18 protein-coding genes are annotated in these 22,596 nt (G+C 63.3%); 8 read left to right on the forward strand and 10 right to left on the reverse strand.

Features of this window, described 5'->3' with window-relative positions:
- Window positions 1-82: 82 nt before the first annotated feature.
- A complete protein-coding gene (locus HS968_RS23185) occupies window positions 83-1,321 on the reverse strand; it encodes an HD-GYP domain-containing protein (RefSeq protein ID WP_182368859.1) in 1,239 nt (412 codons plus the stop codon).
- A 160-nt stretch (window positions 1,322-1,481) separates the two neighbouring features.
- Between HS968_RS23185 and HS968_RS23190 the strand changes: the two genes are divergently transcribed.
- From HS968_RS23190 to aauR, 7 genes are all read left to right on the forward strand, one after another.
- Complete coding sequence (locus HS968_RS23190) at window positions 1,482-2,375, forward strand: acyltransferase (RefSeq protein ID WP_182368860.1); 894 nt, start codon at window positions 1,482-1,484, stop codon at window positions 2,373-2,375.
- 402 nt (window positions 2,376-2,777) lie between these two features.
- Entirely contained in the window at window positions 2,778-3,686 is a 909-nt protein-coding gene (locus HS968_RS23195; RefSeq protein ID WP_182368862.1) for a glutamate/aspartate ABC transporter substrate-binding protein, read from the forward strand.
- A gap of 299 nt (window positions 3,687-3,985) precedes the next feature.
- Complete coding sequence (locus HS968_RS23200) at window positions 3,986-4,732, forward strand: amino acid ABC transporter permease (RefSeq protein WP_119694248.1); 747 nt, start codon at window positions 3,986-3,988, stop codon at window positions 4,730-4,732.
- The gene (locus tag HS968_RS23205; protein WP_182368863.1) at window positions 4,729-5,397 is read left to right on the forward strand and encodes an amino acid ABC transporter permease; all 669 of its coding nucleotides are present in this window, start codon (window positions 4,729-4,731) and stop codon (window positions 5,395-5,397) included. The genes HS968_RS23200 and HS968_RS23205 overlap by 4 nt, the downstream gene beginning before the upstream one ends.
- The gene (locus HS968_RS23210; RefSeq protein ID WP_106738512.1) at window positions 5,394-6,128 is read left to right on the forward strand and encodes an amino acid ABC transporter ATP-binding protein; all 735 of its coding nucleotides are present in this window, start codon (window positions 5,394-5,396) and stop codon (window positions 6,126-6,128) included. The genes HS968_RS23205 and HS968_RS23210 overlap by 4 nt, the downstream gene beginning before the upstream one ends.
- 102 nt (window positions 6,129-6,230) lie before the next feature.
- Window positions 6,231-8,114 (forward strand): sensor histidine kinase, encoded by a 1,884-nt coding sequence (locus tag HS968_RS23215; protein WP_182368864.1) that lies wholly within the window; start codon window positions 6,231-6,233, stop codon window positions 8,112-8,114.
- A gap of 44 nt (window positions 8,115-8,158) precedes the next feature.
- The gene (gene aauR / locus HS968_RS23220; protein ID WP_238338979.1) at window positions 8,159-9,433 is read left to right on the forward strand and encodes a two-component response regulator AauR; all 1,275 of its coding nucleotides are present in this window, start codon (window positions 8,159-8,161) and stop codon (window positions 9,431-9,433) included.
- Window positions 9,434-9,718: 285 nt separating this feature from the next.
- Here aauR and fdhA read toward each other — a convergent pair whose 3' ends face one another.
- The 8 genes from fdhA to HS968_RS23260 form a co-directional block, all read right to left on the reverse strand.
- On the reverse strand, window positions 9,719-10,918 hold the full coding sequence (fdhA, locus tag HS968_RS23225) for a formaldehyde dehydrogenase, glutathione-independent (RefSeq protein WP_182368867.1): 1,200 nt from the start codon (window positions 10,916-10,918) through the stop codon (window positions 9,719-9,721).
- Between the two features lie 258 nt (window positions 10,919-11,176).
- Window positions 11,177-12,040: a formyltetrahydrofolate deformylase gene (gene purU / locus HS968_RS23230; RefSeq protein ID WP_182368868.1), complete on the reverse strand. Its 864-nt coding sequence runs from the start codon at window positions 12,038-12,040 to the stop codon at window positions 11,177-11,179.
- Between the two features lie 107 nt (window positions 12,041-12,147).
- Window positions 12,148-12,777, reverse strand: a complete 630-nt coding sequence (locus tag HS968_RS23235) for a sarcosine oxidase subunit gamma (RefSeq protein ID WP_182368869.1) — start codon at window positions 12,775-12,777, stop codon at window positions 12,148-12,150.
- Window positions 12,770-15,793, reverse strand: a complete 3,024-nt coding sequence (locus HS968_RS23240) for a sarcosine oxidase subunit alpha (RefSeq protein WP_182368871.1) — start codon at window positions 15,791-15,793, stop codon at window positions 12,770-12,772. The genes HS968_RS23235 and HS968_RS23240 overlap by 8 nt, the downstream gene beginning before the upstream one ends.
- Window positions 15,790-16,116 (reverse strand): sarcosine oxidase subunit delta, encoded by a 327-nt coding sequence (locus HS968_RS23245; RefSeq protein WP_064495107.1) that lies wholly within the window; start codon window positions 16,114-16,116, stop codon window positions 15,790-15,792. Before HS968_RS23245 ends, HS968_RS23240 begins: the two co-directional genes overlap by 4 nt.
- A gap of 194 nt (window positions 16,117-16,310) precedes the next feature.
- A complete protein-coding gene (locus HS968_RS23250; RefSeq protein ID WP_119694241.1) occupies window positions 16,311-17,561 on the reverse strand; it encodes a sarcosine oxidase subunit beta family protein in 1,251 nt (416 codons plus the stop codon).
- A gap of 66 nt (window positions 17,562-17,627) precedes the next feature.
- Window positions 17,628-18,881 (reverse strand): serine hydroxymethyltransferase, encoded by a 1,254-nt coding sequence (glyA, locus tag HS968_RS23255; RefSeq protein WP_059392327.1) that lies wholly within the window; start codon window positions 18,879-18,881, stop codon window positions 17,628-17,630.
- A gap of 691 nt (window positions 18,882-19,572) precedes the next feature.
- Window positions 19,573-19,872, reverse strand: a complete 300-nt coding sequence (locus tag HS968_RS23260; protein WP_179622818.1) for a hypothetical protein — start codon at window positions 19,870-19,872, stop codon at window positions 19,573-19,575.
- A 240-nt stretch (window positions 19,873-20,112) separates the two neighbouring features.
- On the opposite strand from HS968_RS23260, the gene HS968_RS23265 reads away from it, so the two are divergent.
- Window positions 20,113-21,153: a threonine aldolase family protein gene (locus HS968_RS23265; protein ID WP_106738502.1), complete on the forward strand. Its 1,041-nt coding sequence runs from the start codon at window positions 20,113-20,115 to the stop codon at window positions 21,151-21,153.
- An 81-nt stretch (window positions 21,154-21,234) separates the two neighbouring features.
- On the opposite strand, the gene gbcB is transcribed toward HS968_RS23265, so the two are convergent.
- Window positions 21,235-22,338: a glycine-betaine demethylase subunit GbcB gene (gene gbcB / locus HS968_RS23270; protein WP_182368872.1), complete on the reverse strand. Its 1,104-nt coding sequence runs from the start codon at window positions 22,336-22,338 to the stop codon at window positions 21,235-21,237.
- Window positions 22,339-22,596: the final 258 nt, after the last annotated feature.

The raw sequence follows: 22,596 nt of genomic DNA on the forward strand, positions 1-22,596 counted from the left end.
ATCCTCATGCTCAGGTTGACCGCACTTCCGACTGTGGCGAGCGCGGCATGTTCCCGAAAAAGGATTACAGGGTGCTGCGTGGCTAACGCCCCTGCCCCTCCAGGGAAAGCCCGCTCCACAACTCATCGAGCCGCTCGAACCCCCACTCCTCTGCCGGCTCGCGGCCGACGATGCGATCCTCGATACCTGGCTTGCTCAGGTCGACCACCGCCTGCGGTAACGGCATGCGTGACTTGGCCGAGAAGAACACCTTGACCCTCGGTGCCAGCAACGCCTTGGGATTCTGCTCCAGCACCACCGCCAGGCGACCACTTTGCAGGCGCACCAGCGCCCCGACCGGATAGATGCCGACGGTCTTGACGAAGGCCTGGAACACCAGCTCGTCGAAATGGCCTTTCCATTCGGCCATCTTGCGGATCGACTCGGCCGGATCCCAGCCCTGCTTGTACGGGCGATTGGAAGTGATGGCGTCGTACACGTCGCAGACCGCGCCCATCTTCGCCAGCAGGCTGATCTGGTCACCCTGCAGGTGATGCGGATAACCACTGCCATCGACTTTCTCGTGATGGTGCAGGCAGACGTCCAGCACCAGCGCACTGACCTGCTTGCTGGCGATGAGAATGCTGCCGCCCTCTTCCGGGTGGCGGCGCACCGTGGCGAACTCGGTATCGGTGAGTTTGCCTGGCTTGTCCAGCAGCGCTTGCGGCACCGCCATCTTGCCGATGTCATGCAGCAGCCCGGCCAATCCGGCCTCGCGCACTGCCGCCTCGGGCAGGCCGAGCTGACGCGCCAGAGCGATCATCAAGGCGCAGACTGCCACCGAGTGCATGTAGGTGTATTCGTTGGCGTGCTTGAGCCGTGCCAGGCTGATCAGCGCATTGGGATGGCGCATTACCGAATCGGAAATCTCCTCGACCAGCGACTCGGCCTGTTCGAACTGCAGCGCCTGGCCCATGCGCGCATCGCTGAACATGGCCATTACCGCCTGCTTGGAGCGGGCACAGAGCTTCACAGCCTGCTGCAGTTCCTGCTCCAGCGATAATGTCTTGACCTTGGGTGGCTCGATGGCAGCCAACAGTCGCGCCTGCGCCTCGCACTCAACCTCGGCCTCGCTGGCAGCCTGCACACCGGCGGCGACATCGCTGCCCTTGCTGACGTCGATCCACAATTCACTGATTGCACTGTCGCGAATACGAGCGAGATCTTTTTCGGAGTTGAGGAGAAATTTGGACTTCCAGAAAGGATGATCCATCCAGGATCCGCAAAACTCCTGAATGAACATTCCGACGCGTAGATCAGCGACGGCGATCCGCTTGAGCATGATGTATACCGGCAGGTGAGAGCGCCTTCCCTGGACAGGTGTCCGTGGCGACGATCATTGGCATATAGACCTTAACCTGGCAATAGGCCAGCCCCTGGTGTTTTGAGCAAAGCGCCGCGCTTGCATAAGATGACGCTTCACCGCCCGCCATGGAGTCGACATGCGCCCTCTGCTGACCGGCCTTGCCAACATCGTTCTACTGCTCGCCAATACCCTGATCCTGATCGGGCCGCTGCTGCTGATCGCCCTCGGCAAGTTCATCCTGCCCGGGCAAGGCGCACGCGATGCCTGCTCACGCGGCGTGATGTGGGTGGCCGAGTTCTGGGCCGAGAACTGCAAGCGCATCTTCGCCCTGCTCACGCCAACGCGCTGGGACATCCGTGGTAACGCCGAACTGCGCAGCGACAGCTCCTACCTGGTGATCAGCAATCACCAGTCATGGGTCGACATTCCGGCCCTGGTGCAGGCGTTCAATCGCAAGACGCCCTACTTCAAGTTCTTCCTCAAGCAGGAACTGATCTGGGTGCCCTTTCTCGGCCTGGCGTTCTGGGCGCTGGATTACCCCTTCATGAAGCGCTACTCCAAAGCCTTCCTGAAAAAGAACCCGCATATGCAAGGCAAGGATCTGGAAATCACCAAGGCCGCCTGCGAGAAATTCAAGCGCTTGCCGGTAACCGTGGTCAACTTCCTCGAAGGCACTCGCTTCACGCCCGCCAAGCAGGCTCAGCAGCAATCCCCCTACCGCTACCTGCTCAAGCCCAAAGCCGGCGGTGTGGCTTTCGTTCTGGCCGCCCTGGGCGAGCAGATCGACGCGGTACTGGACGTCACCCTGGTTTACCCCGACAAGCATGTGCCGGGCTTCTGGGCGTTGCTCAGCGGCCAGGTGCCCAAGGTGATCATCGATATCCAGACACGCGAACTCGACCCGACGTTGTGGCAGGGCGATTACCAGAACGACCCGGCGTTCCGCCAGCAGATGCAGGACTGGGTCAGCCAGTTGTGGCGGGACAAGGATGCGCGTATCGAACAGCTGCGCGGACAGACTGAGCGGTAACGGGCAAGCGCGATCAGCCTTTCTGGCAATGGCAGTTGCAATGGTGGGATGAAGCGGAGCGCCGCCAGCCCACCAATTGAGCAGACTGCAGATCCACAGCGCGACTGGCCATTTCTGCCTTTGGCCGGCCATTGCCACCTGTGATCGTGAGGCGGTGCGCACAGCGCACCCTACGAGCGGGCATCTCGTTCGGGTTTCCGAACGCCACACCGGGCGGCATTCGCTAGGCCGAACAAACTCTCTTCTCAAATTAAAATTAAATCCTTATAAATCAATTACTTAAATCAAAAATAAAGGCTGGCACACAACCTGCTCTTACCTCGACAGGAATGCGAAAGACTTCCGAAGACGCAAAGCGCCAGCGAGCGCCCGCAGAAAACAACAACATCGAGGATTCGACAGATGCGTACTCTCCACCGTGTACTGGGCGCCGCCATTGCCGCCGCCATCATCTCCACCCCGACCATGGCCGAAGAACTGACCGGCACCCTGAAGAAGATCAAGGACTCCGGCACCATCACCCTGGGCCACCGCGACTCCTCCATCCCCTTCTCCTACTACGGCGACAACTCCCGTCAGCCGATCGGTTATTCCCACGACCTGCAACTGAAAGTGGTCGAAGCGCTGAAGCAGGAACTGGGCATGCCCGACCTCAAGGTGCGCTACAACCTGGTCACCTCGCAGACCCGTATTCCGCTGGTGCAGAACGGCACCGTCGATCTGGAGTGCGGCTCCACCACCAACAACATCGAGCGCCAGCAGCAGGTCGATTTCTCCGTTGGCATCTTCGAGGTGGGCACCCGCCTGCTGGCCAAGAAGACCAGCGGCATCAACGATTTCGAAGACCTGAAGGGCAAGAACGTGGTGACCACCGCTGGCACCACTTCCGAGCGCCTGATCAAGTCGATGAACGCCGAGAAGAAGATGGGCATGAACGTGATTTCCGCCAAGGATCACGGCGAGTCCTTCCTGATGCTCGAATCCAACCGCGCCGTCGCCTTCATGATGGACGACGCCCTGCTCGCCGGCGAAATGGCCAAGGCCAAGAAGCCGGACGACTGGGCCGTGGTCGGCACGCCGCAGTCCTTCGAGATCTACGGCTGCATGGTGCGCAAGGGTGACGCCGGCTTCAAGAAAGTGGTCGACAAGGCCATCAGCGACACCTTCGCTTCCGGCGAGATCAACGACATCTACACCAAGTGGTTCCAGCAGCCCGTCCCACCGAAGGGCCTGAACCTGAATTTCCCCATGAGCGACGAGCTGAAGAAGCTGATCGCCAACCCGACCGACAAATCCGCAGAACAGATTTGACGGTGATGCGCCGCCACGCTCACAAGGCGTGACGGCGCGGGGACTCCGGGGAAGTCAGCGGCTTCCCCAACCTAATTCCTGACGAAGCCGAGACCGTCCGCCCAGGCGGATATGGGCAACCATTGCCCGCTCTCAGCCTTCGCCACCGTAAACGTATTCAAGATCTTGCGAACCAGAGCCTGCTTGACTCGCGTTGTTCACCCTCCGGGCCAGCCTACGGCTGTTATTCCCGTTGGTCGTAGCAACGCAGCAGGGCCGACGCGCAGCAGATCCTTTCCTCAGCAGAGGGGAAGACCGTAATGAATTACAACTGGGACTGGGGTATCTACTTCAAGTCCACCGGCATCGGCAGCGAGACCTACCTGGACTGGTTTATCACCGGCCTGGGCTGGACCATCGCCATCGCCCTGGCTGGCTGGATCATCGCCCTGGCGCTGGGCTCGCTGCTCGGCGTCATGCGTACCCTGCCGAACCGCTGGCTGTCCGGCCTGGCGACCGCCTACGTGGAAATCTTCCGCAACGTACCGTTGCTGGTGCAGCTGTTCCTCTGGTACTTCCTGGTGCCGGATCTGCTGCCCGAGCCGCTGGAGCTGTGGTTCAAGCAGGATCTCAACCCGGCCACCTCGGCCTACCTGTCGGTGGTGGTGTGCCTCGGCCTGTTCACCGCGGCGCGGGTCTGCGAGCAGGTGCGCACCGGTATCGAGGCGCTGCCCAAGGGTCAGACCGCCGCGGCCTACGCCATGGGCTTCCGCCTGCCGCAGATCTACAAGAACGTGCTGTTGCCGCAGGCGTTTCGCATCATCATTCCGCCGCTTACCAGCGAGTTCCTCAATATCTTCAAGAACTCCTCGGTGGCATCGCTGATCGGCCTGATGGAACTGCTGGCGCAAACCAAGCAGACCGCCGAGTTCAGCGCCAACCTGTTCGAAGCCTTCACCCTGGCCACGCTGATCTACTTCACCTTGAACATGAGCCTGATGATGATCATGCGCATGATCGAGAAGAAAGTCGCCGTGCCCGGCCTGATCTCCGTAGGGGGTAAATGATGGATTTCAGCGAAATCATCCCCGCCCTGCCGGGCCTGTGGGAAGGCATGGCGATGACCCTGCAGCTGATGGCCCTGGGCATCATCGGCGGCATGGCCCTGGGCACCGTGCTGGCCCTGATGCGCCTGTCGCACAGCAAGCTGCTGTCGAACATCGCCGCCACTTACGTCAACTACTTCCGCTCGATCCCGCTGCTGCTGGTGATCACCTGGTTCTACTTCGCGGTGCCGTTCATCCTGCGCTGGATCACCGGCGAGGACACGCCCGTAGGCGCGTTCAGCTCGTGCCTGGTGGCCTTCGTGATGTTCGAGGCGGCCTACTTCTGCGAGATCGTGCGGGCCGGCATCCAGGCCATTCCCAAGGGCCAGATGGGCGCTGCCTCGGCTCTCGGCATGACCTATGGGCAGAGCATGCGCATGATCATCCTGCCGCAGGCCTTCCGCAAGATGACCCCGCTGCTGCTGCAACAGAGCATCATCCTGTTCCAGGACACCTCGCTGGTGTACACCGTGGGCCTGATGGACTTCCTCAATGCCGCACGCTCGCGTGGCGACATTCTGGGCCAGCCCCATGAGTTTCTGATTTTCGCCGGTTTGGTCTACTTCACCATCAGCTTCGCCGCCTCGCGCCTGGTCAAGCTCCTGCAAAAAAGGTTAGCCGTATGATTTCCATCCAGAACGTCAACAAGTGGTACGGGGACTTCCAGGTGCTGACCGATTGCAGCACCGAGGTGAAGAAGGGCGAAGTGGTCGTGGTGTGCGGGCCGTCCGGCTCGGGCAAGTCGACTCTGATCAAGTGCGTCAACGCGTTGGAGCCCTTCCAGAAGGGCGACATCGTGGTCGACGGCACCTCGATTGCCGACAAGAAGACCAACCTGCCCAAGCTGCGTTCGCGCGTCGGCATGGTGTTCCAGCACTTCGAGCTGTTCCCGCACCTGACCATCACCGAGAACCTGACCATCGCCCAGATCAAGGTGCTCGGCCGCAGCAAGGAAGAAGCCACCAAGAAGGGTCTGGCTCTGCTCGACCGCGTTGGCCTGTCCGCCCACGCGCACAAGCACCCGGGCCAGCTCTCCGGCGGTCAGCAGCAGCGCGTGGCCATCGCCCGTGCCCTGGCCATGGATCCGGTGGTGATGCTGTTCGATGAGCCGACCTCGGCGCTCGACCCGGAGATGGTCAACGAAGTGCTCGACGTCATGGTGCAACTGGCTCATGAAGGCATGACCATGATGTGCGTGACCCACGAGATGGGCTTCGCACGCAAGGTCGCCGACCGGGTGATCTTCATGGACGCCGGACAGATCGTCGAAGACTGCCCGAAGGAGGAATTCTTCGGCGACATCAACGCCCGCTCCGATCGTGCTCAGCAGTTCCTGGCGAAAATCCTCCAGCACTGACCGCACAGCTAGGGTGCGCCGTGCGCACCAATGCCAACGCACCACAGCCGGTGCACATGGCGCACCCTACGCGTCGAGCAACTGGTCAGCCTGGGGAGGACTATGATGCAATGCCTGTCCATCAGCCCTCGCGCCGACCTGATCGTGAAACCGCGCCTGCTCCGCCATCTGTCACTGATCCTCCTGTTCCTGCTGCTGGTGCTCGGCTGTGGCTACGCCGGCTACCACATCAGCGACCGCGCCGGTATCCGCGCCCTGGCCGAAAACGGTGAGCGCCAACTGGAGCTCAACGCCCGCGCCGTCGAAAGCGAAATCACCAAATACACCTACCTGCCCAGCCTGCTGGAGCTGGAAGGCAACGTCTCGCGCCTGCTGCTGGCGCCCACGGCCTATCGTCGGCATCACGTCAACCAGTACCTGGCCGGCCTCAACGAACGCAGCGGCAGCCTGGCCATCTACGTGCTCGACCCGGATGGCCGGGTGATCGCCACCAGCAACTGGGAGCAAGCCGACAGCTACCTCGGCGAAGACCTGTCGTTCCGTGCCTACTACCAGGACGCCATCGAAGGTCGCCCCGGCCGCTTCTACGGTATCGGCAGCACCACGGGCGAGCCTGGCTACTACCTGGCCCACGGTTTGCGCGACGGCAAGCGCATCATCGGCGTGGCGGTGGTCAAGGTACGCCTCGATGCCCTCGAAGAGCGCTGGCAGCGCGCCCTGCTGGAAGCCTACGTCAGCGACGAGAACGGCATCATCATCCTCGCCAGTGATCCGATGGTGCGCCTCAAGGCCGTACGCCCACTCGATGATGCGACCAAGGAGCGCCTGGCACGCAGCCTGCAATACCACTGGGCCGCGCTGGAGGAACTGCAGCTGTTCAACCGCTCGCCACTGGACGACGGCATCGAGCAGGTCAGCTTCGCCACCGCTGGCACGCCAACCAATTACCTGCTGCAAACTCGCCGCCTGGAAGACACGCCCTGGCACCTGACCCTGCTCAGCCCGCTACAGGAACAACGCAGCGCCGCCATGATTCACGGCATGCTGGCGGCCGTGGCGGCGGCGCTGCTGGCGTTCCTGCTGATTGCCTGGAACGAGCGGCGCAAGGTCATCGCCACGCGCCTGGCCGCCCGCGAAGCACTGCAGGCCGCCAACGACGAGCTGGAACGCAAGATCGCCGAGCGCACCGCCGACCTGCAGGCCAGCAACGAGCGCCTGCAAGCCGAGGTGCGCGAACGCGAGCAGGCCGAGACCACCCTGCGCAAGGCCCAGGATGAACTGGTGCAAGCTGGCAAACTGGCAGTGATCGGGCAGATGTCGACCAGCATCGCCCATGAACTGAACCAGCCGCTGGCGGCGCTGCGTACGCTGTCCGGCAACACCGTGCGCTTCCTCCAGCGTGGCGCGCTGGATGTCGCCAGCAGCAACCTGCAGAACATCGGCGAACTGGTCGATCGCATGGGCAAGATCACCGGCAGCCTGCGCGCCTTCGCCCGCCGCGCGGGAGATAGTGGCGAGGCCTCGTTGGGCCAGGCCGTGGACGCGGCGGTGCTGCTCCTGCACCCGCGCCTGCAACGCACCAGCATGACGATCCATCGTGACTATCTGCACCCCGAGCAGGACGACGTGCGCCTGGCCATCGAACAGATTCGTCTGGAGCAGATTCTGGTCAACCTGATCTCCAACGCCCTCGATGCCATGCGCGATCAGGTCGACCGCCAGCTGTGGCTGAGTGGCAGCGCCGAAGCCGATTGCTATCGCCTGGAAGTGCGCGACAATGGCCCTGGCATTGCCCCGGAAACCCGCGCACACCTGTTCGAGCCGTTCTTCACCACCAAACCCGGTGAGCAAGGCCTCGGCCTCGGCCTGACCCTTTCCGCCAGCCTGGCAGCCGCCGCCGGTGGCAGCCTGACCGTGCGCCATCCCGACGAAGGCGGCACCGCATTCGTGCTCACCCTGCCCTACCCACGAGAGCCGCAACCATGAGCGACAGCCTGACCGTCCTGATCGTCGAAGACGATCCCCATGTGCTGCTCGGCTGCCAGCAGGCGCTGGCTCTGGAAGACATCGACAGCATCGGCGTGGGCAGCGCCGAAGAAGCTCTGCAACGGGTCGACGAAGATTTCGCCGGCATCGTCATCAGCGACATTCGCCTGCCCGGCATCGATGGCCTGGAACTGCTGACCCGCCTCAAGCAGCGCGACGCACGCCTGCCGGTAGTGCTGATCACCGGCCACGGCGATATCGGCATGGCCGTTGGCGCGATGCGCGACGGGGCCTACGACTTCATGGAAAAGCCCTTCTCCCCCGAGCGCCTGGTCGACGTCGCCCGCCGCGCCCTGGAGCAACGCAGCCTGGCCCGCGAGGTCAGTGCCCTGCGCCGCCAGTTGGCCGGGCGTCAGGCACTGGAGCAGCGCATCATCGGCCGCTCGCCGGCCATGCAGCAACTGCGCGAGCTGATCGCCAACGTCGCCGACACCAACGCCAACGTGCTGATCGAAGGCGAGACCGGCACCGGCAAGGAGCTGGTCGCCCGCTGCCTGCACGATTTCAGCCGCCGGCAGAGCAAGCAGTTCGTCGCCCTCAACTGCGGCGGCCTGCCGGAGAGCCTGTTCGAAAGCGAGATTTTCGGCCACGAGGCACATGCCTTCACCGGCGCCGGCAAGCGGCGCATCGGCAAGATCGAACACGCCGACGGTGGCAGCCTGTTTCTCGACGAGATCGAGAGCATGCCGCTGGGCCTGCAGATCAAACTGCTGCGCGTGCTGCAGGAACACAGCCTGGAACGCCTCGGCTCGAACCAGTCGATCGAGGTCGACTGCCGGGTGATCGCCGCCACCAAGTCCGACCTCGACGAGCTGGGCAAGCGCGGCGAGTTTCGCAGCGACCTGTACTACCGGCTCAACGTGGTGACCCTGGAGCTGCCGCCGCTGCGCGAACGTCGCGAAGACATCGCCCTGCTGTTCGAACACTTCCTGCAACTGGCCGCGCTGCGCTTCGACCGCGCAGTGCCGGAACTGGATCGCCACACCCTGGCGGCCCTGACCGCACACGACTGGCCGGGCAACGTGCGTGAGCTGCGCAACGTTGCCGAGCGTTTCGCCCTGGGCCTGCCGGTATTCAAGAAAAGCGGCCAGGCTGACAGCCACGCACTGGGTTTCAACGAAGCGGTGGAAGCCTTCGAGCGCAACCTGCTGGGCGCAGCGCTGGAGCGTCACGCTGGCAACCTCAGCCAGGCAGCCCAGGCACTGGGCCTGGCCAAGACCACGCTGTTCGACAAGGTGAAGAAGTACGGGCTGCAATAACCTGGCGCATGCGTGCCTGGAGGTGAACACGGAAATGCCATTGTGGGGGTGGCTTCAGCCGTGATGCTCACCTGTAGCCCGGATGCAATCCGGGATGGCGCCATGCTCATAATTGATGGATCGATGCGCACAGCCTAAGCGCCCCCAGAACACCCTGCAGAACGCCTCGCAACTTCACCAGGCAAAGAAAAGGGGAACCCGCAGGCTCCCCAAAAAGAGGCGCAAGCACTGCGCCCATGCCGTGAAACGAACGCAGCCCGGAGCCACCTGGGCTGCGCTTTACACTCATGCAGCGATGAAGGTCTTGTGCGGGTCGATAACGAATTTCTTCGGCACACCGGCATCGAACTCGCCGTAACCGCGCGGCGCGTCGTCCAGGCTGATGACCTGCACACCGACCACTTCGGCGATGTTGATGCGATCCCACATGATGGCCTGCATCAGCGCACGGTTGTACTTCATCACCGGGGTCTGGCCGGTGTGGAAGCTGTGCGACTTGGCCCAGCCGAGGCCGAAGCGGATGCTCAGGGAGCCGATCTTCGCCGCCGCATCCACCGCGCCCGGATCTTCGGTCACGTAGAGGCCGGGAATACCGATCTTGCCGGCTACGCGTACGACACCCATCAGCGAGTTGAGCACCGTGGCAGGCGCTTCCTGCTGGGCACCGGCATGGCCGTGGCCACGGGCTTCGAAGCCCACGGCATCGACTGCGCAATCCACTTCCGGCTCGCCCAGCAGTTCGGCGATCTGCTCGTGCAGCGGGGTGTCCTTGGACAGGTCGGCGATTTCGAAACCCTGAGCCTTGGCATGCGCCAGGCGCGTTGGGTTGACGTCACCGACGATCACCACCGCAGCACCGAGCAGACGCGCCGACGCAGCGGCGGCCAAACCGACCGGGCCGGCACCGGCGATATACACCGTGCTGCCAGGGCCAACGCCTGCAGTGACCGCACCGTGATAACCGGTGGGCAGAATGTCGGACAGGCAGGTCAGGTCGCGGATCTTCTCCATGGCCTTGTCGCGATCCGGCAGCTTGAGCAGGTTGAAGTCGGCGTAGGGCACCAGCACGTATTCGGCCTGGCCGCCGGTCCAGTCACCCATATCGACGTAGCCGTAGGCACCGCCGGCGCGCGCCGGGTTGACGGTCAGGCACACACCGGTGTGCTGTTCCTTGCAGGAGCGGCAGCGGCCACAGGCGACGTTGAAGGGAACGGAAACCAGATCGCCGATCTGCAGGCGCTCGACATCGCGGCCCTTCTCGATCACCTCACCGGTGATCTCGTGACCCAGCACCAGGCCGACCTGTGCGGTGGTACGACCGCGCACCATGTGCTGATCGGAGCCGCAGATGTTGGTGGAGACGACTTTCAGGATGACCCCGTGCTCGATCTTTTTGCCGCGCGGGTCCTGCATTTTCGGGTAGTCGATCTTCTGTACTTCGACCTTGCCCGTACCGAGATAAACCACACCACGATTACCAGACATACGTAACTCTCCTTTCTTGTTGTGGACACAAGACGCGACCGATGGGCCGCGCGGCCTTGCACTGGAGCTTCTTTCGTCTGTTGCCGGTCACCGCCGGTAAAGCCTGGCAGGGCGGTTCCCGTAGGGTGCGCCATGCGCACCGATGTTCTTGCGTTGATCCCTGGTGCGCGCGGCGCACCCTACGAGTGAGGTGATTACCGTAGGGTGGGCCGAGCGGCGTTCCGCTTTAGCCCACCAATTCTCGAGTGGACGATGCATTCAGGCGTTAAGCACCACCGTACGGTTGGCGTTGAGGAACACCCGACGCTCGATGTGATAACCGACCGCGCGGGCCAGGGTCAGACACTCGATGTCACGACCCTTGGCGATCAGGTCTTCCGGGTAGTGCGCGTGATCCACCGCCTCCACGCCCTGGGCGATGATCGGCCCCTCGTCGAGGTCGTTGTTGATGTAGTGCGCCGTGGCGCCGACCAGCTTGACGCCCTTCTGGTAGGCCTGGTGATAAGGCTTGGCGCCTTTGAAGCCAGGCAGCAGCGAGTGGTGGATATTGATCGCCCAGCCGTCCAGCCGGCGGCACAGCTCGGGCGACAGCACCTGCATGTAGCGAGCGAGCACCACCAGCTCCGCGCCGGTGTCCTCGATCACCTGCAGCACCTTGCGCTCCTGCGCCGGCTTGTCGGCCGGATCGAGCGGGAAATGGTGGTAGGGAATGCCGTGCCAACGCGCCAGCGGTTCGAGATCCGGGTGGTTGGACACCACCGCCACCACGTCCATGGCCAACTGGCCGATGCGCTGGCGATAAAGCAGATCATTAAGGCAATGGTCGGCCTTGGACACCATCAGCACCACCTTGGCGCAGTAGCCCGGCGGGGTCAGTTCGACCTGCATGTCGAAGGGGGCCAGGCGCTCGGCCACGCCGGCGCGGAAGGCCGCCTCGTCGAATCCGTCAGGCTGGCGAAACTCGACGCGAATGAAGAAACGCGACGACAGCCGGTCATCGAAACTGTGGTGCTCGGTGACGTAGCAGCGCTGCTCGAAGAGAAAGCGCGTCACCGCATCCACGGTACCGAGCACGCTCGGGCAGTGGGCGGTGAGAATCCAGGTATCGGGGGTGCGGCTCATGCTCGGGCCCTCGGTGATCTGAGTCTTCGGGCGTAGGGTGGATGACGCTTCGCCTCGCGGCCCCCGCGTCATGGCGGACGAAAACAGCGTCGTCCGCCCTACGGGTATCAGGCCTCGACGGCGAGGCCGTACTCGGCGCTGGCGTCCTGCAGCCACAGCCAGAAGTAGTCGGAGAAGCTGCGGCGGATCACCAGCTCCCAGGTGTCTTCGCCGGTATGGCGAATCACCAGCTGCGACTTGGCGAACACGGTGCCCACCGCCTTGCCGACCGGGAAGTTGCTCGGATGCACGTCATAGCTGGTGGACTTCATCAGCAGCTCGCGCACTTTCGGCCCGGACAACTCCAGCAGGGTCTGCCCGCCGCTGACGTTGACCACCGAGATATGCTGACCATCCAGCGCCGCGCGCAGTCGGCGCTCGACCTCGAATTCACTGCCACCGGGCACGATCAGCAGCCATTCATCCGGACCCAGCCACTGCAACGAGGTATCACCGTCGGCTACCAGGGTCAGCGCCACCGGCAGCTCCAGGCCCAGGGCCTTGTGTACAGCACCGGAGAAGGCGGCATCCCTGGCATCGCCACGGATCACCAGGTGCCCGCGCAGCTTCTTCTCGCGCAGGGTGATGCCGGCGTTCTTGCGGCCCTTGCCGACCAGCTCGTGCAGGCCGGCATGGTGCAGCGGAGACTGCCCGGCGATATCGACGGGGCGTTGTTGGTAGACGTTGACGTTAGACATTCTGGCGATCCCCTTTCGGGTCATAGAACACGGAGCTGCAGATTTCGGCTTCGATCAGACTGCCATCGGCCAGCGGCGCGAATACACGCTCGCCCATGCGCTTGAGGCCACCCTTGACCACCGCCATGGCGAAGCTGTAACCCATCGCCGCGCTCATGTAGCTGGAGGTGACGTGACCGACCATCTGCATCGGGATGGTTTGTTTCGGGTCGAACACCAGTTGCGCACCTTCCGGCAGCACCTTGTTCGGGTCGATTGGCTTGAGCCCCACCAGCTGCTTGCGGTCTTCGCGCAGGCAGTCGTCGCGGTTCATGCCGCGCTTGCCGATCCAGGAGAAAGGTTTAGTGCGACCAACGCACCAGCCCATGTTGAGGTCGTCCGGGGTCACCGAGGCATCGGTGTCCTGGCCAACGATGATGAAGCCTTTCTCGGCACGCAGTACGTGCATGGTCTCGGTGCCGTAGGGCGTCAGGTCGAACTCCTTGCCGGCTTCGATGATCTGCTCCCACACGCCCAGAGCGTAGTCGGCCTGCACGTTGACCTCGTAGCTCAGCTCACCAGTGAAGGAGATGCGGAACACCCGCGCCGGTACGCCACCGACCAGACCTTCCTTCCAGCTCATGAAGGGGAAGGCGTCCTTGTCCAGGTCGATATCGGTGACCTTGGCCAGCAGCTTGCGGCTGTTGGGGCCGGACAGGGTCATGGTCGCCCAGTGGTCGGTGACCGAGGTGAAGTACACCTTCAACTCCGGCCATTCGGTCTGGTGGTAGATCTCCAGCCACTCCATCACGCGGGCAGCGCCGCCGGTGGTGGTGGTCATGACGAAATGGTTGTCGGCCAGGCAGGCGGTGACGCCGTCGTCGAAGACCATGCCGTCTTCCTTGCACATCAGGCCGTAGCGCGCCTTGCCTACGTCCAGCTTGGTCCAAGCGTTGGTGTAGACGCGGTTGAGGAACTCACGCGCATCCGGGCCCTGAATGTCGATCTTGCCCAGGGTGGAAGCATCGAGGATACCCACGCTGTTGCGCACGGCCAGGCACTCACGCGCCACGGCGGCATGCAGATCCTCACCCTTTTTCGGGAAGTACCAGGGGCGCTTCCACTGGCCAACGTCCTCGAACTCGGCGCCGTTCTTCACATGCCAGGCCTGCATCGCGGTGTAGCGCTTGGCATCGAAAAGTGCGCCACAGTGCCGCCCAGCCACGGCGCCGAAAGTCACCGGCGTGTAGTTCGGACGGAACATGGTGGTGCCCATCTGCACGATGCTGATGCCCATCGAGCGCGCGGCGATGGCCAGGCCGTTGATATTGCCCAGCTTGCCCTGGTCGGTGCCGAAGCCCAGTGCGGTGTAGCGTTTGACGTGCTCGACCGACTCGAAGCCTTCACGCGTCGCCAGCTCGATACCGGCGGCGGTGACGTCGTTCTGCAGGTCGACGAACTGCTTGGGTGCACGTGCCGTGGGCTTGTCGTGCGGCACTTGGAACAGCGCCAGAGTCGCCTCCTCCTGACGCGCTTCGACCTTCGGCAGGCTGCCACTGACGGCCTTGTAACCGGTATCGGCAGCCGCCTTGGCGCCTGCCTCGAAACCATTGGCGAGCACGTCACCGAGGGTGAACACACCGTTCACCGCGCCGGCATCGACACGTTGCTGAATGCCGTTGCCAGGGCCCGGCACGAAGCCAAGGATGTCCTCGCGCCACTCTGGGCGACCGCCCAGGTGCGAAGCCAGGTGCACCACCGGGCTGTAACCACCGGAGCTGACGATCAGGTCGCAGTCGACCACTTCACCGGGGCTGGTGACCTTGTGAGCCTTGACGTCGATGGCGCAGATACGCGCGCCAGTCACGCGCTTGCTGCCGCGCGCCTCGATCACCGCACTGCCGGTGAGAATGCGCACGCCACGTGCACGTGCTTCCTCGACCCAGGCGCCACGCGGATTGCTGCGCGCATCGGCGACAGCCACGACCTTGCGGCCGGCATCGAGCCAGTCGAGTACTACGCGGTAGGCATAATCGTTGTTGGTCGACAGCACCAGTTCCTGCCCTGGCGCCACACCATAACGGCGTACGTAGGTCGACACGGCGCCAGCCAGCATGTTGCCGGGCACATCGTTGTTGGCGTACACCAGCGGCCGCTCATGGGCACCGCTGGCCAATACCACGCGCTTGGCGCGGACGCGGTGCATACGCTGGCGGGCCTGGCCCATCGGTGCGACTTCACCGAGGTGATCGGTCAGACGCTGGTGGATGGTGAGGAAGTTGTGGTCGTGGTAACCGTTGACCGTGGCGCGCGGCAGCAGGGTCACTTCCGGCAGCGTCTTCAACTCGGCGATGGCCTGCGCCACCCAGTCGGCGGCGGGCTTGCCATCGAGGGTTTCGCGGGTATCGAGCAGGCTGCCGCCGAACTCTTCCTGTTCATCGGCGAGGATCACCCGCGCACCGCTACGACCGGCAGCCAGCGCAGCGGCGAGACCGGCAGGGCCGGCACCGACGATCAATACGTCGCAGTGCTGGTTGAGCTGGTCGTAGATGTCCGGGTCGACCTCGGTGGGCGAACGACCCAGGCCTGCGGCCTTGCGGATGTACTTCTCGTAGGTCATCCACAGGTTCTGCGGATACATGAAGGTCTTGTAGTAGAAACCGGGCGGCATCATGCCGCCGCCGACCTTGCCAAGAATGCCCATCAGGTCGGTGTTGACGCTCGGCCAGCCGTTGGTGCTGCTGGCCACCAGGCCGCTGTACAGCGCCTGCTGGGTGGCACGCACGTTGGGGATCTGCGCGGCTTCGGTGGAACCGATCTGCAGCACGGCGTTGGGCTCTTCCGCACCTGCGGCGACGATGCCGCGCGGCCGCGAATACTTGAAGCTGCGACCGACGATATCCACACCATTGGCCAGCAGAGCGGCGGCCAGGCTGTCGCCGGCGAAGCCCTGATAGGTCTGGCCGTTGAAGGTGAAACTCAGCGGCTGGCTGCGGTCGATGCGACCGCCCTTGGCAAGACGATTGACCTGGCTCATGCCGTTACTCCTTCTACCACGGCTTGCTTGTCGGTGGCCGCGGCGGCAGTGACCGAGGGCTTCTCGCCGACCTTGTAGGTCTCGAGGATCTCGTAGGTCACGGTGTGGCGGGTGACGTTGAAATACTTGCGGCAACCGGCCGCGTGCACCCACAGCTCATGATGGATGCCGCGCGGGTTGTCGCGGAAGAACATGTACTCGCCCCACTCGGCATCACTGCAGGCATCGGGGTCGAGCGGGCGGGCGATGTGCGCCTGGCCCTTGGCGTGGAATTCCTCTTCGGAGCGCAATTCGCCACAGTAGGGGCAGAAGATGTGCAGCATGGTGGAGCCTCCGCTTGCTTTACTCCCCTCTCCCGCTTGCGGGAGAGGGGCTGGGGGAGAGGGCTGCTCTATGCACGCCATCCCCCGAGTCAGTTACTGGGAGCTGCGGTGCCGAACTCAGCACCCTCTCCCGCCCTTCGGGCACCCTCTCCCGCAAGCGGGAGAGGGTCATCAGCTTTGCGCTACGCGCGCTTTTAGTGAGCCACGGCAGCGGCGCCGTGCTCGTCGATCAGTGCGCCAGTGTGGAAACGGTCGATGGAGAACGGCTTGGCCAGCGGGTGCATCTCGCCCTTGGCCAGGCTGGCGGCGAACACATGACCCGAACCCGGCGTGGCCTTGAAACCACCGGTGCCCCAGCCGCAGTTGAAGAACAGGTTGTCCACCGGGGTCTTGGAGATGATCGGGCAGGCGTCCGGGCAGGTGTCGACGATGCCGCCCCACTGGCGGTTCATGCGTACCCGCGAGAGCACCGGGAACATCTCGACGATGGCCTGCAGGGTGTGCTCGATGGTCGGGTAGGAACCGCGCTGGCCATAGCCGTTGTAGCCGTCGATACCGGCACCGATGACCAGGTCGCCCTTGTCCGACTGGCTGATGTAGCCATGCACGGCGTTGGACATGATCACGCTGTCGATGATCGGCTTGATCGGTTCGGACACCAGCGCCTGCAGCGGGTGGGATTCCAGCGGCAGACGGAAGCCGGCAAGCCCCGCCATGTGCCCGGAATTACCGGCGGTGACCACGCCGACGCGCTTGGCGCCGATGAAGCCCTTGTTGGTTTCCACACCGATCACCGCGCCGTTCTGCTTGCGGAAACCGATCACCTCGGTGTTCTGGATCAGGTCGACGCCCAAAGCATCGGCGGCACGTGCGTAGCCCCAGGCCACGGCGTCGTGACGGGCAACGCCACCGCGACGCTGCACGGTGGAGCCCATGATCGGGTAGCGGGTGTTCTTGCTGCAGTCGAGGTAGGGAATCTCCGCCTCGACCTGCTTGGCATCGAGCAGCTCGCCGTCCACGCCGTTGAGGCGGTTGGCGCTGACGCGACGCTCGGCATCACGCATGTCCTGCAGGGTGTGGCAGAGGTTGTAGACGCCACGCTGGGAGAACATGACGTTGTAGTTGATGTCCTGCGACAACCCTTCCCACAGCTTCATGGCGTGCTCGTAGAGCTGCGCGGACTCGTCCCACAGGTAGTTGGAACGCACGATGGTGGTGTTGCGCGCGGTGTTACCGCCGCCGAGCCAGCCCTTTTCCACCACCGCGACGTTCTTCACGCCGAATTCCTTGGCTAGGTAATAGGCGGTGGCCAGGCCGTGGCCGCCACCGCCGACGATGACCACGTCGTACACCGGCTTGGGCGTCGGGTTACGCCACATGCGCTGCCAGTTCTCATGGTGGCTGAACGAGTGCTTGAACAGGCCGAAGCCGGAATAACGTTGCATGGGCATGCTCCAGGGTTCTACTCCCCTCTCAGCGTTACGCGAGAGGGGCCGAGAGAAAGGGTTGGCTTAGCGATACACCGGGTAGTCCGCGCACAGCCCGGCCACCAGCTTGGCCACCTGCGCCTCGACATCGGCATCGCCGAGGTGATCGAGGATGTCGCAGATCCAGCCTGCCAGCGCCTGGCATTGGGCAACCTTGAAGCCACGGGTGGTGACGGCCGGCGTGCCGATACGGATGCCCGAGGTCACGAACGGCGACTGCGGGTCGTTCGGCACGGCGTTCTTGTTCACGGTGATGCCGGCACGCCCCAGGGCAGCGTCGGCCTCCTTGCCGGTCAGGCCCTGCTTGATCAGGCTGAGCAGGAACAGGTGGTTGTCGGTACCGCCAGAGACCACCTCGTAGCCGCGCTCGATGAACACCTTGGCCATGGCCTGGGCGTTGTCGATGACCTGCTGCTGGTAGGCCTTGAACTCAGGCTCCATGGCTTCCTTGAAGCACACCGCCTTGGCGGCGATGACGTGCATCAGCGGGCCGCCCTGGGCACCCGGGAACACCGCGGAGTTGAGCTTCTTCTCGATCTCTTCGTTGGCCTTGGCCAGGATCAGGCCGCCACGCGGGCCGCGCAGGGTTTTGTGCGTGGTGGTGGTGACCACATCGGCGAAGGGAATCGGGTTCGGGTACAGACCGGCGGCGACCAGGCCAGCGACGTGCGCCATGTCGACGAACAGCAGCGCTCCGACCTTGTCGGCGATGGCGCGGAAACGCGGGAAGTCGAGGGTCTTGGAGTAGGCGGAGAAGCCGGCGACGATGATCTTCGGCTTGTGCTCCACGGCCAGACGCTCGACCTCGTCGTAATCGATCAGGCCGGTGGCGGTGTCCAGGCCGTACTGCACGGCGTTGTACAGCTTGCCCGAGGACGACACCTTGGCACCGTGGGTCAGGTGACCGCCGTGGGCCAGGCTCATGCCGAGGATGGTGTCACCGGCGTTGAGCAGCGCCAGGTAAACGGCACTGTTGGCCGAGGAACCGGAGTGCGGCTGGACGTTGGCGTAGTCGGCGCCGAACAGGGCCTTGGCGCGGTCGATGGCCAACTGCTCGACCTTGTCGACATATTCGCAACCACCGTAATAACGCTTGCCCGGATAGCCTTCGGCGTACTTGTTGGTCAGGCCGCTGCCTTGCGCTTCCATCACGCGCTGGCTGCAGTAGTTCTCCGAGGCGATCAGCTCGATATGCTCTTCCTGACGGCGCTCTTCCTGATTGATCGCCGCGAGCAACTCGTCGTCGTAACCCTGAATCTGATCCTGCTTGCTGAACATCTCGGTTCTCCTGCGGCGCCTGTGGGCGGCGGTCTTGGACGGGCGGGCCAGCAAGGCCCTGTGCAGCGATGGTAGGGCCGCACCTGCCCGCTCAAATGCCTGCCAACGCCGCGAGAGCATTCGTTTGCGACATGCCCCTGTCGCAATCAGGCGCACCGACATCAGCTCGTCGGTTTGCGCACAAATCACGGGGATCAAGCTGTGGATAAGCCGTGCATACAACGCCCGATCCCAGGAATGGCAGGGGCTCCCGCAACAAGGTTATTTCCTGATCGATATCAACCAGTTAACAACATCAGCCATACACAGAAGCCGTGGACTAGCCTGTGGAAAAACTGTCAGCAGATTGCTGCCGGCCCTGCATTCACTGCGATGCAGGGCTGCGTTCAATATCCATACACCCGCACCACCACCCTGGCTTATCCACCAGCGACACGAGCAAGAAAGGAAAACCGCTTGGGGATATGCACAGAAGATGTGGATGAAACTGTGCATAGGCTGTTCGACGAACGCTTGCGGCCAGGGCTGCCGCGGCCTATAGGGAAAAGGCTAAAAATCGAACAGGATCAAATAGATAGACGTGGCTTGTGCACAAATACTGTGGGCGCCACTGTGCACTGCCTGTGGAAACCCGGCGCCAGGCCAGAGCCCGCGGGGCTCCGGCGCAAGCGCACGTTATTTACTCAGCCACTTATGGCTTGAGTTTCTCTCCGCAGCTGCTGGAGGCATTCACCAGGCGCTGCTGCATGGCAGGGTCAGGCGGAGACTGGCGACTCATTTCCTGCAACTCGGCCTCGCTGAACTCAGCGCTAACCTTGTCGGCCGCACAATCGCAATAGGCTTTCAGTTGCGCATCTTCGTAGCCTGCTGGGGCACCAGCCACGCACTGCTGGACGAACTCGTTCTTGGCCTGCGCCGACCACTCGGCGGCGGAAACGGGCAGCGCCACGGCCAGCGGCAGGGCAAGGGCGAGCAGGTGACGATAGGTCATATGAAACTCCTTCTCTTGATTGCGGAGGGCGGATCGAGTGCCGCCCTCTGGTAGGTGTGAACCCCTCAAGACAGCTCAAGTTCCATCTGCAGGCCGAACGGTTGGCCACACTTCGACCCGACAGTACGCATCGACACAACAACTCGTCGCCGCTACGGAGGTTCAGCGCAACGCTCCGGGGGTAAAGTGTCGCCTTTCGCCGGCAGCTCCGCCGGCAGGCTTTTCAGAAGGAACGCGCCAATGCCCGACAATGCCCAGCAATTTGCCAGCGACAACTACTCCGGCATCTGTCCCGAAGCCTGGGCCGCCATGGCCGAGGCCAACCAGGGCCACCAGCGCGCCTATGGCGATGACGAGTGGACGGCGCGCGCCGCCGATCACTTCCGTCGCCTGTTCGAGACCGATTGCGAGGTGTTCTTCGCCTTCAACGGCACCGCCGCCAACTCCCTGGCCCTGGCCTCGCTGTGCCAGAGCTACCACAGCGTGATCTGCTCGGAGACCGCCCACGTCGAGACCGACGAGTGCGGTGCACCGGAATTCTTCTCCAACGGTTCCAAATTGCTGCTGGCCAAGACCGAGAACGGCAAGCTGACCCCGCAGGCGATCCGCGAAATCGCCCTCAAGCGCCAGGACATCCACTACCCGAAACCACGCGTAGTCACCCTCACCCAGGCCACCGAGGTCGGTACCGTGTACCGTCCGGAAGAAGTTCGCGCCATCAGCCAGGTCTGCGAAGAGCTGGGCCTGCACCTGCATATGGACGGTGCGCGCTTCTCCAATGCCTGCGCCTTCCTCGGCTGTAGCCCGGCCGATCTGACCTGGAAGGCCGGCGTCGACGTGCTGTGCTTCGGCGGCACCAAGAACGGCATGGCCGTCGGTGAGGCCATCGTATTCTTCAACAAGGATCTGGCCGAAGACTTCGACTATCGCTGCAAGCAGGCCGGCCAGCTGGCGTCGAAAATGCGTTACCTGTCCGCGCCCTGGGTTGGCATCCTGCAGAACGATGTCTGGCTCAACTACGCCAACCATGCCAACCACTGCGCGCAGTTGCTGGCCAACCTGGTGGCGGACGTGCCGGGCGTCAGCCTGATGTTCCCGGTAGAAGCCAACGGCGTGTTCCTGCAACTGTCGGAGCCGGCCATCGCCGCCCTGACCGCCCGCGGCTGGCGCTTCTACACCTTCATCGGTGCCGGTGGCGCGCGCTTCATGTGTAGCTGGGATACCGACGAAGCGCGTGTGCGTCAGTTGGCAGCCGATATCCGCGAGGTGATGAGCGCCTGACCCACAGCATAGGGCTCCATGGAAGGAGCTCTAGCCGCGACGTACCCCGGATTCAATCCGGGGAAACAGATCCCATGGCGATCAATAATCGATCGCTACATCCCCTTTTGGCACGCTGCAGCACGACAGGATGTAGCCCTCGGCCACATCCTCGTCGGTGATGCCGCCGTTGTGCTCCATCTCCACCTCGCCAGCGGTTTTCATCACCTTGCAGGTGCCGCAAATGCCCATGCCACAGGCCTTGGGAATATGCAGGCCAAGTTTGGCGGCGGCTGCGTGCACGGTCTCGCCGGGCACCACGCGGATGCTCTTGCCGGTGCTGGTGAATTCCACCTGATTGAGTTCACCAATCGGGACTTCCGGTGCGTCAGCAGCCTCGGCGGCCAGCTCCTTGACCTCGGCACGAATCTCCGGCGGCGTCGGGCCGAACGCCTCTTCGTGATAACGCGCCATGTCGTAGCCGGCGGCTTCGAGCAGGCGCTTGACCGCGCTCATGTAGGGCGTCGGACCGCAGCAGAAGATTTCCCGATCCAAGTAGTCCGGCGCGATCAACTCCAGCATCGGCTTGTTCAGATAGCCGCGATAGCCCGCCCAGGCTTCGCCCAGACCATGCTTCTCACAGATCACGTGCAAGCTGAAGTTATTGATACGCGCCGCCATGTGTTCCAGCTCGCGCTGGTAGATGATGTCCTTCGGCGAACGGGCGCTGTGCACGAAGACCATGTCGACATTGGCGTTGGTGTCGTAGAACCAGCGCGCCATCGACATCACTGGCGTGATGCCGACCCCACCGGAGAGGAACAGCACTTTGTCGGACGGGAAGTCGATGGCGTTGAACAGCCCGACCGGACCGTGCACCGGCACCTCGTCGCCTTCCTTGAGGTTGTCGTGCAGCCAGTTCGATACCTTGCCACCCGGCACCCGCTTGATGGTGATGGAAAAGCTGTAGGGCACCGAAGGCGAACTGGAAATTGTGTAGGAACGCATGATCGGCTGGCCGTCGATCTCCAGTTCCAGGGTGACGAACTGCCCCGGCTTGAAGAAGAACAGCACTGGCTGATCGGCCATGAAGCAGAAGGTGCGCACATCCCAGGTTTCCTGGATCACCTTGACGCAACGCACCAGGTGGCGGCCGTTGGTCCAGGTCTGAGTGGTAACCGGGTTGAGGAAGGCGTTGGTGGTCATGAACGGCTCTCCACGCGGCCGGATATCGGCCCATATGTCACGGATTGTGCGAAAGGCAGCTGCTCGTCATTTATCTGCCAGCGACATCCGCATGCTTATCGCGACCTGCCTGATAGCACGGGGCCTGACGCGTCGGAAACGCATTCGGCCATGTCGCCCATGGATAAGGTTTGCCCCTCTGCCGGCTCCACACTCCGCCTCACCAAGCATGCTCGCCCATTGCAGGCGACAGCGAACGATCGAGACCTTGCGGCACAA

Origin of the sequence: Pseudomonas berkeleyensis (assembly GCF_014109765.1) — a bacterium.
GTDB classification, from domain to species: Bacteria; Pseudomonadota; Gammaproteobacteria; order Pseudomonadales; family Pseudomonadaceae; genus Aquipseudomonas; species Aquipseudomonas berkeleyensis.

Bases quoted from the DNA above. Each gene is read 5' to 3' on its own strand.
- HS968_RS23185 (WP_182368859.1), bottom strand. From the start codon at position 1,321: ATGCTCAAGCGGATCGCCGTCGCTGATCTACGCGTCGGAATGTTCATT.
- HS968_RS23210 (WP_106738512.1), top strand. From the start codon at position 5,394: ATGATTTCCATCCAGAACGTCAACAAGTGGTACGGGGACTTCCAGGTG.
- purU (WP_182368868.1), bottom strand. From the start codon at position 12,040: ATGAGCCGCACCCCCGATACCTGGATTCTCACCGCCCACTGCCCGAGC.
- gbcB (WP_182368872.1), bottom strand. From the start codon at position 22,338: ATGACCACCAACGCCTTCCTCAACCCGGTTACCACTCAGACCTGGACC.
- HS968_RS23250 (WP_119694241.1), bottom strand. From the start codon at position 17,561: ATGCAACGTTATTCCGGCTTCGGCCTGTTCAAGCACTCGTTCAGCCAC.
- fdhA (WP_182368867.1), bottom strand. From the start codon at position 10,918: ATGTCTGGTAATCGTGGTGTGGTTTATCTCGGTACGGGCAAGGTCGAA.
- HS968_RS23195 (WP_182368862.1), top strand. From the start codon at position 2,778: ATGCGTACTCTCCACCGTGTACTGGGCGCCGCCATTGCCGCCGCCATC.
- HS968_RS23260 (WP_179622818.1), bottom strand. From the start codon at position 19,872: ATGACCTATCGTCACCTGCTCGCCCTTGCCCTGCCGCTGGCCGTGGCG.
- HS968_RS23245 (WP_064495107.1), bottom strand. From the start codon at position 16,116: ATGCTGCACATCTTCTGCCCCTACTGTGGCGAATTGCGCTCCGAAGAG.
- HS968_RS23215 (WP_182368864.1), top strand. From the start codon at position 6,231: ATGATGCAATGCCTGTCCATCAGCCCTCGCGCCGACCTGATCGTGAAA.
- HS968_RS23190 (WP_182368860.1), top strand. From the start codon at position 1,482: ATGCGCCCTCTGCTGACCGGCCTTGCCAACATCGTTCTACTGCTCGCC.
- HS968_RS23235 (WP_182368869.1), bottom strand. From the start codon at position 12,777: ATGTCTAACGTCAACGTCTACCAACAACGCCCCGTCGATATCGCCGGG.
- HS968_RS23265 (WP_106738502.1), top strand. From the start codon at position 20,113: ATGCCCGACAATGCCCAGCAATTTGCCAGCGACAACTACTCCGGCATC.
- glyA (WP_059392327.1), bottom strand. From the start codon at position 18,881: ATGTTCAGCAAGCAGGATCAGATTCAGGGTTACGACGACGAGTTGCTC.
- HS968_RS23205 (WP_182368863.1), top strand. From the start codon at position 4,729: ATGATGGATTTCAGCGAAATCATCCCCGCCCTGCCGGGCCTGTGGGAA.
- HS968_RS23200 (WP_119694248.1), top strand. From the start codon at position 3,986: ATGAATTACAACTGGGACTGGGGTATCTACTTCAAGTCCACCGGCATC.
- HS968_RS23240 (WP_182368871.1), bottom strand. From the start codon at position 15,793: ATGAGCCAGGTCAATCGTCTTGCCAAGGGCGGTCGCATCGACCGCAGC.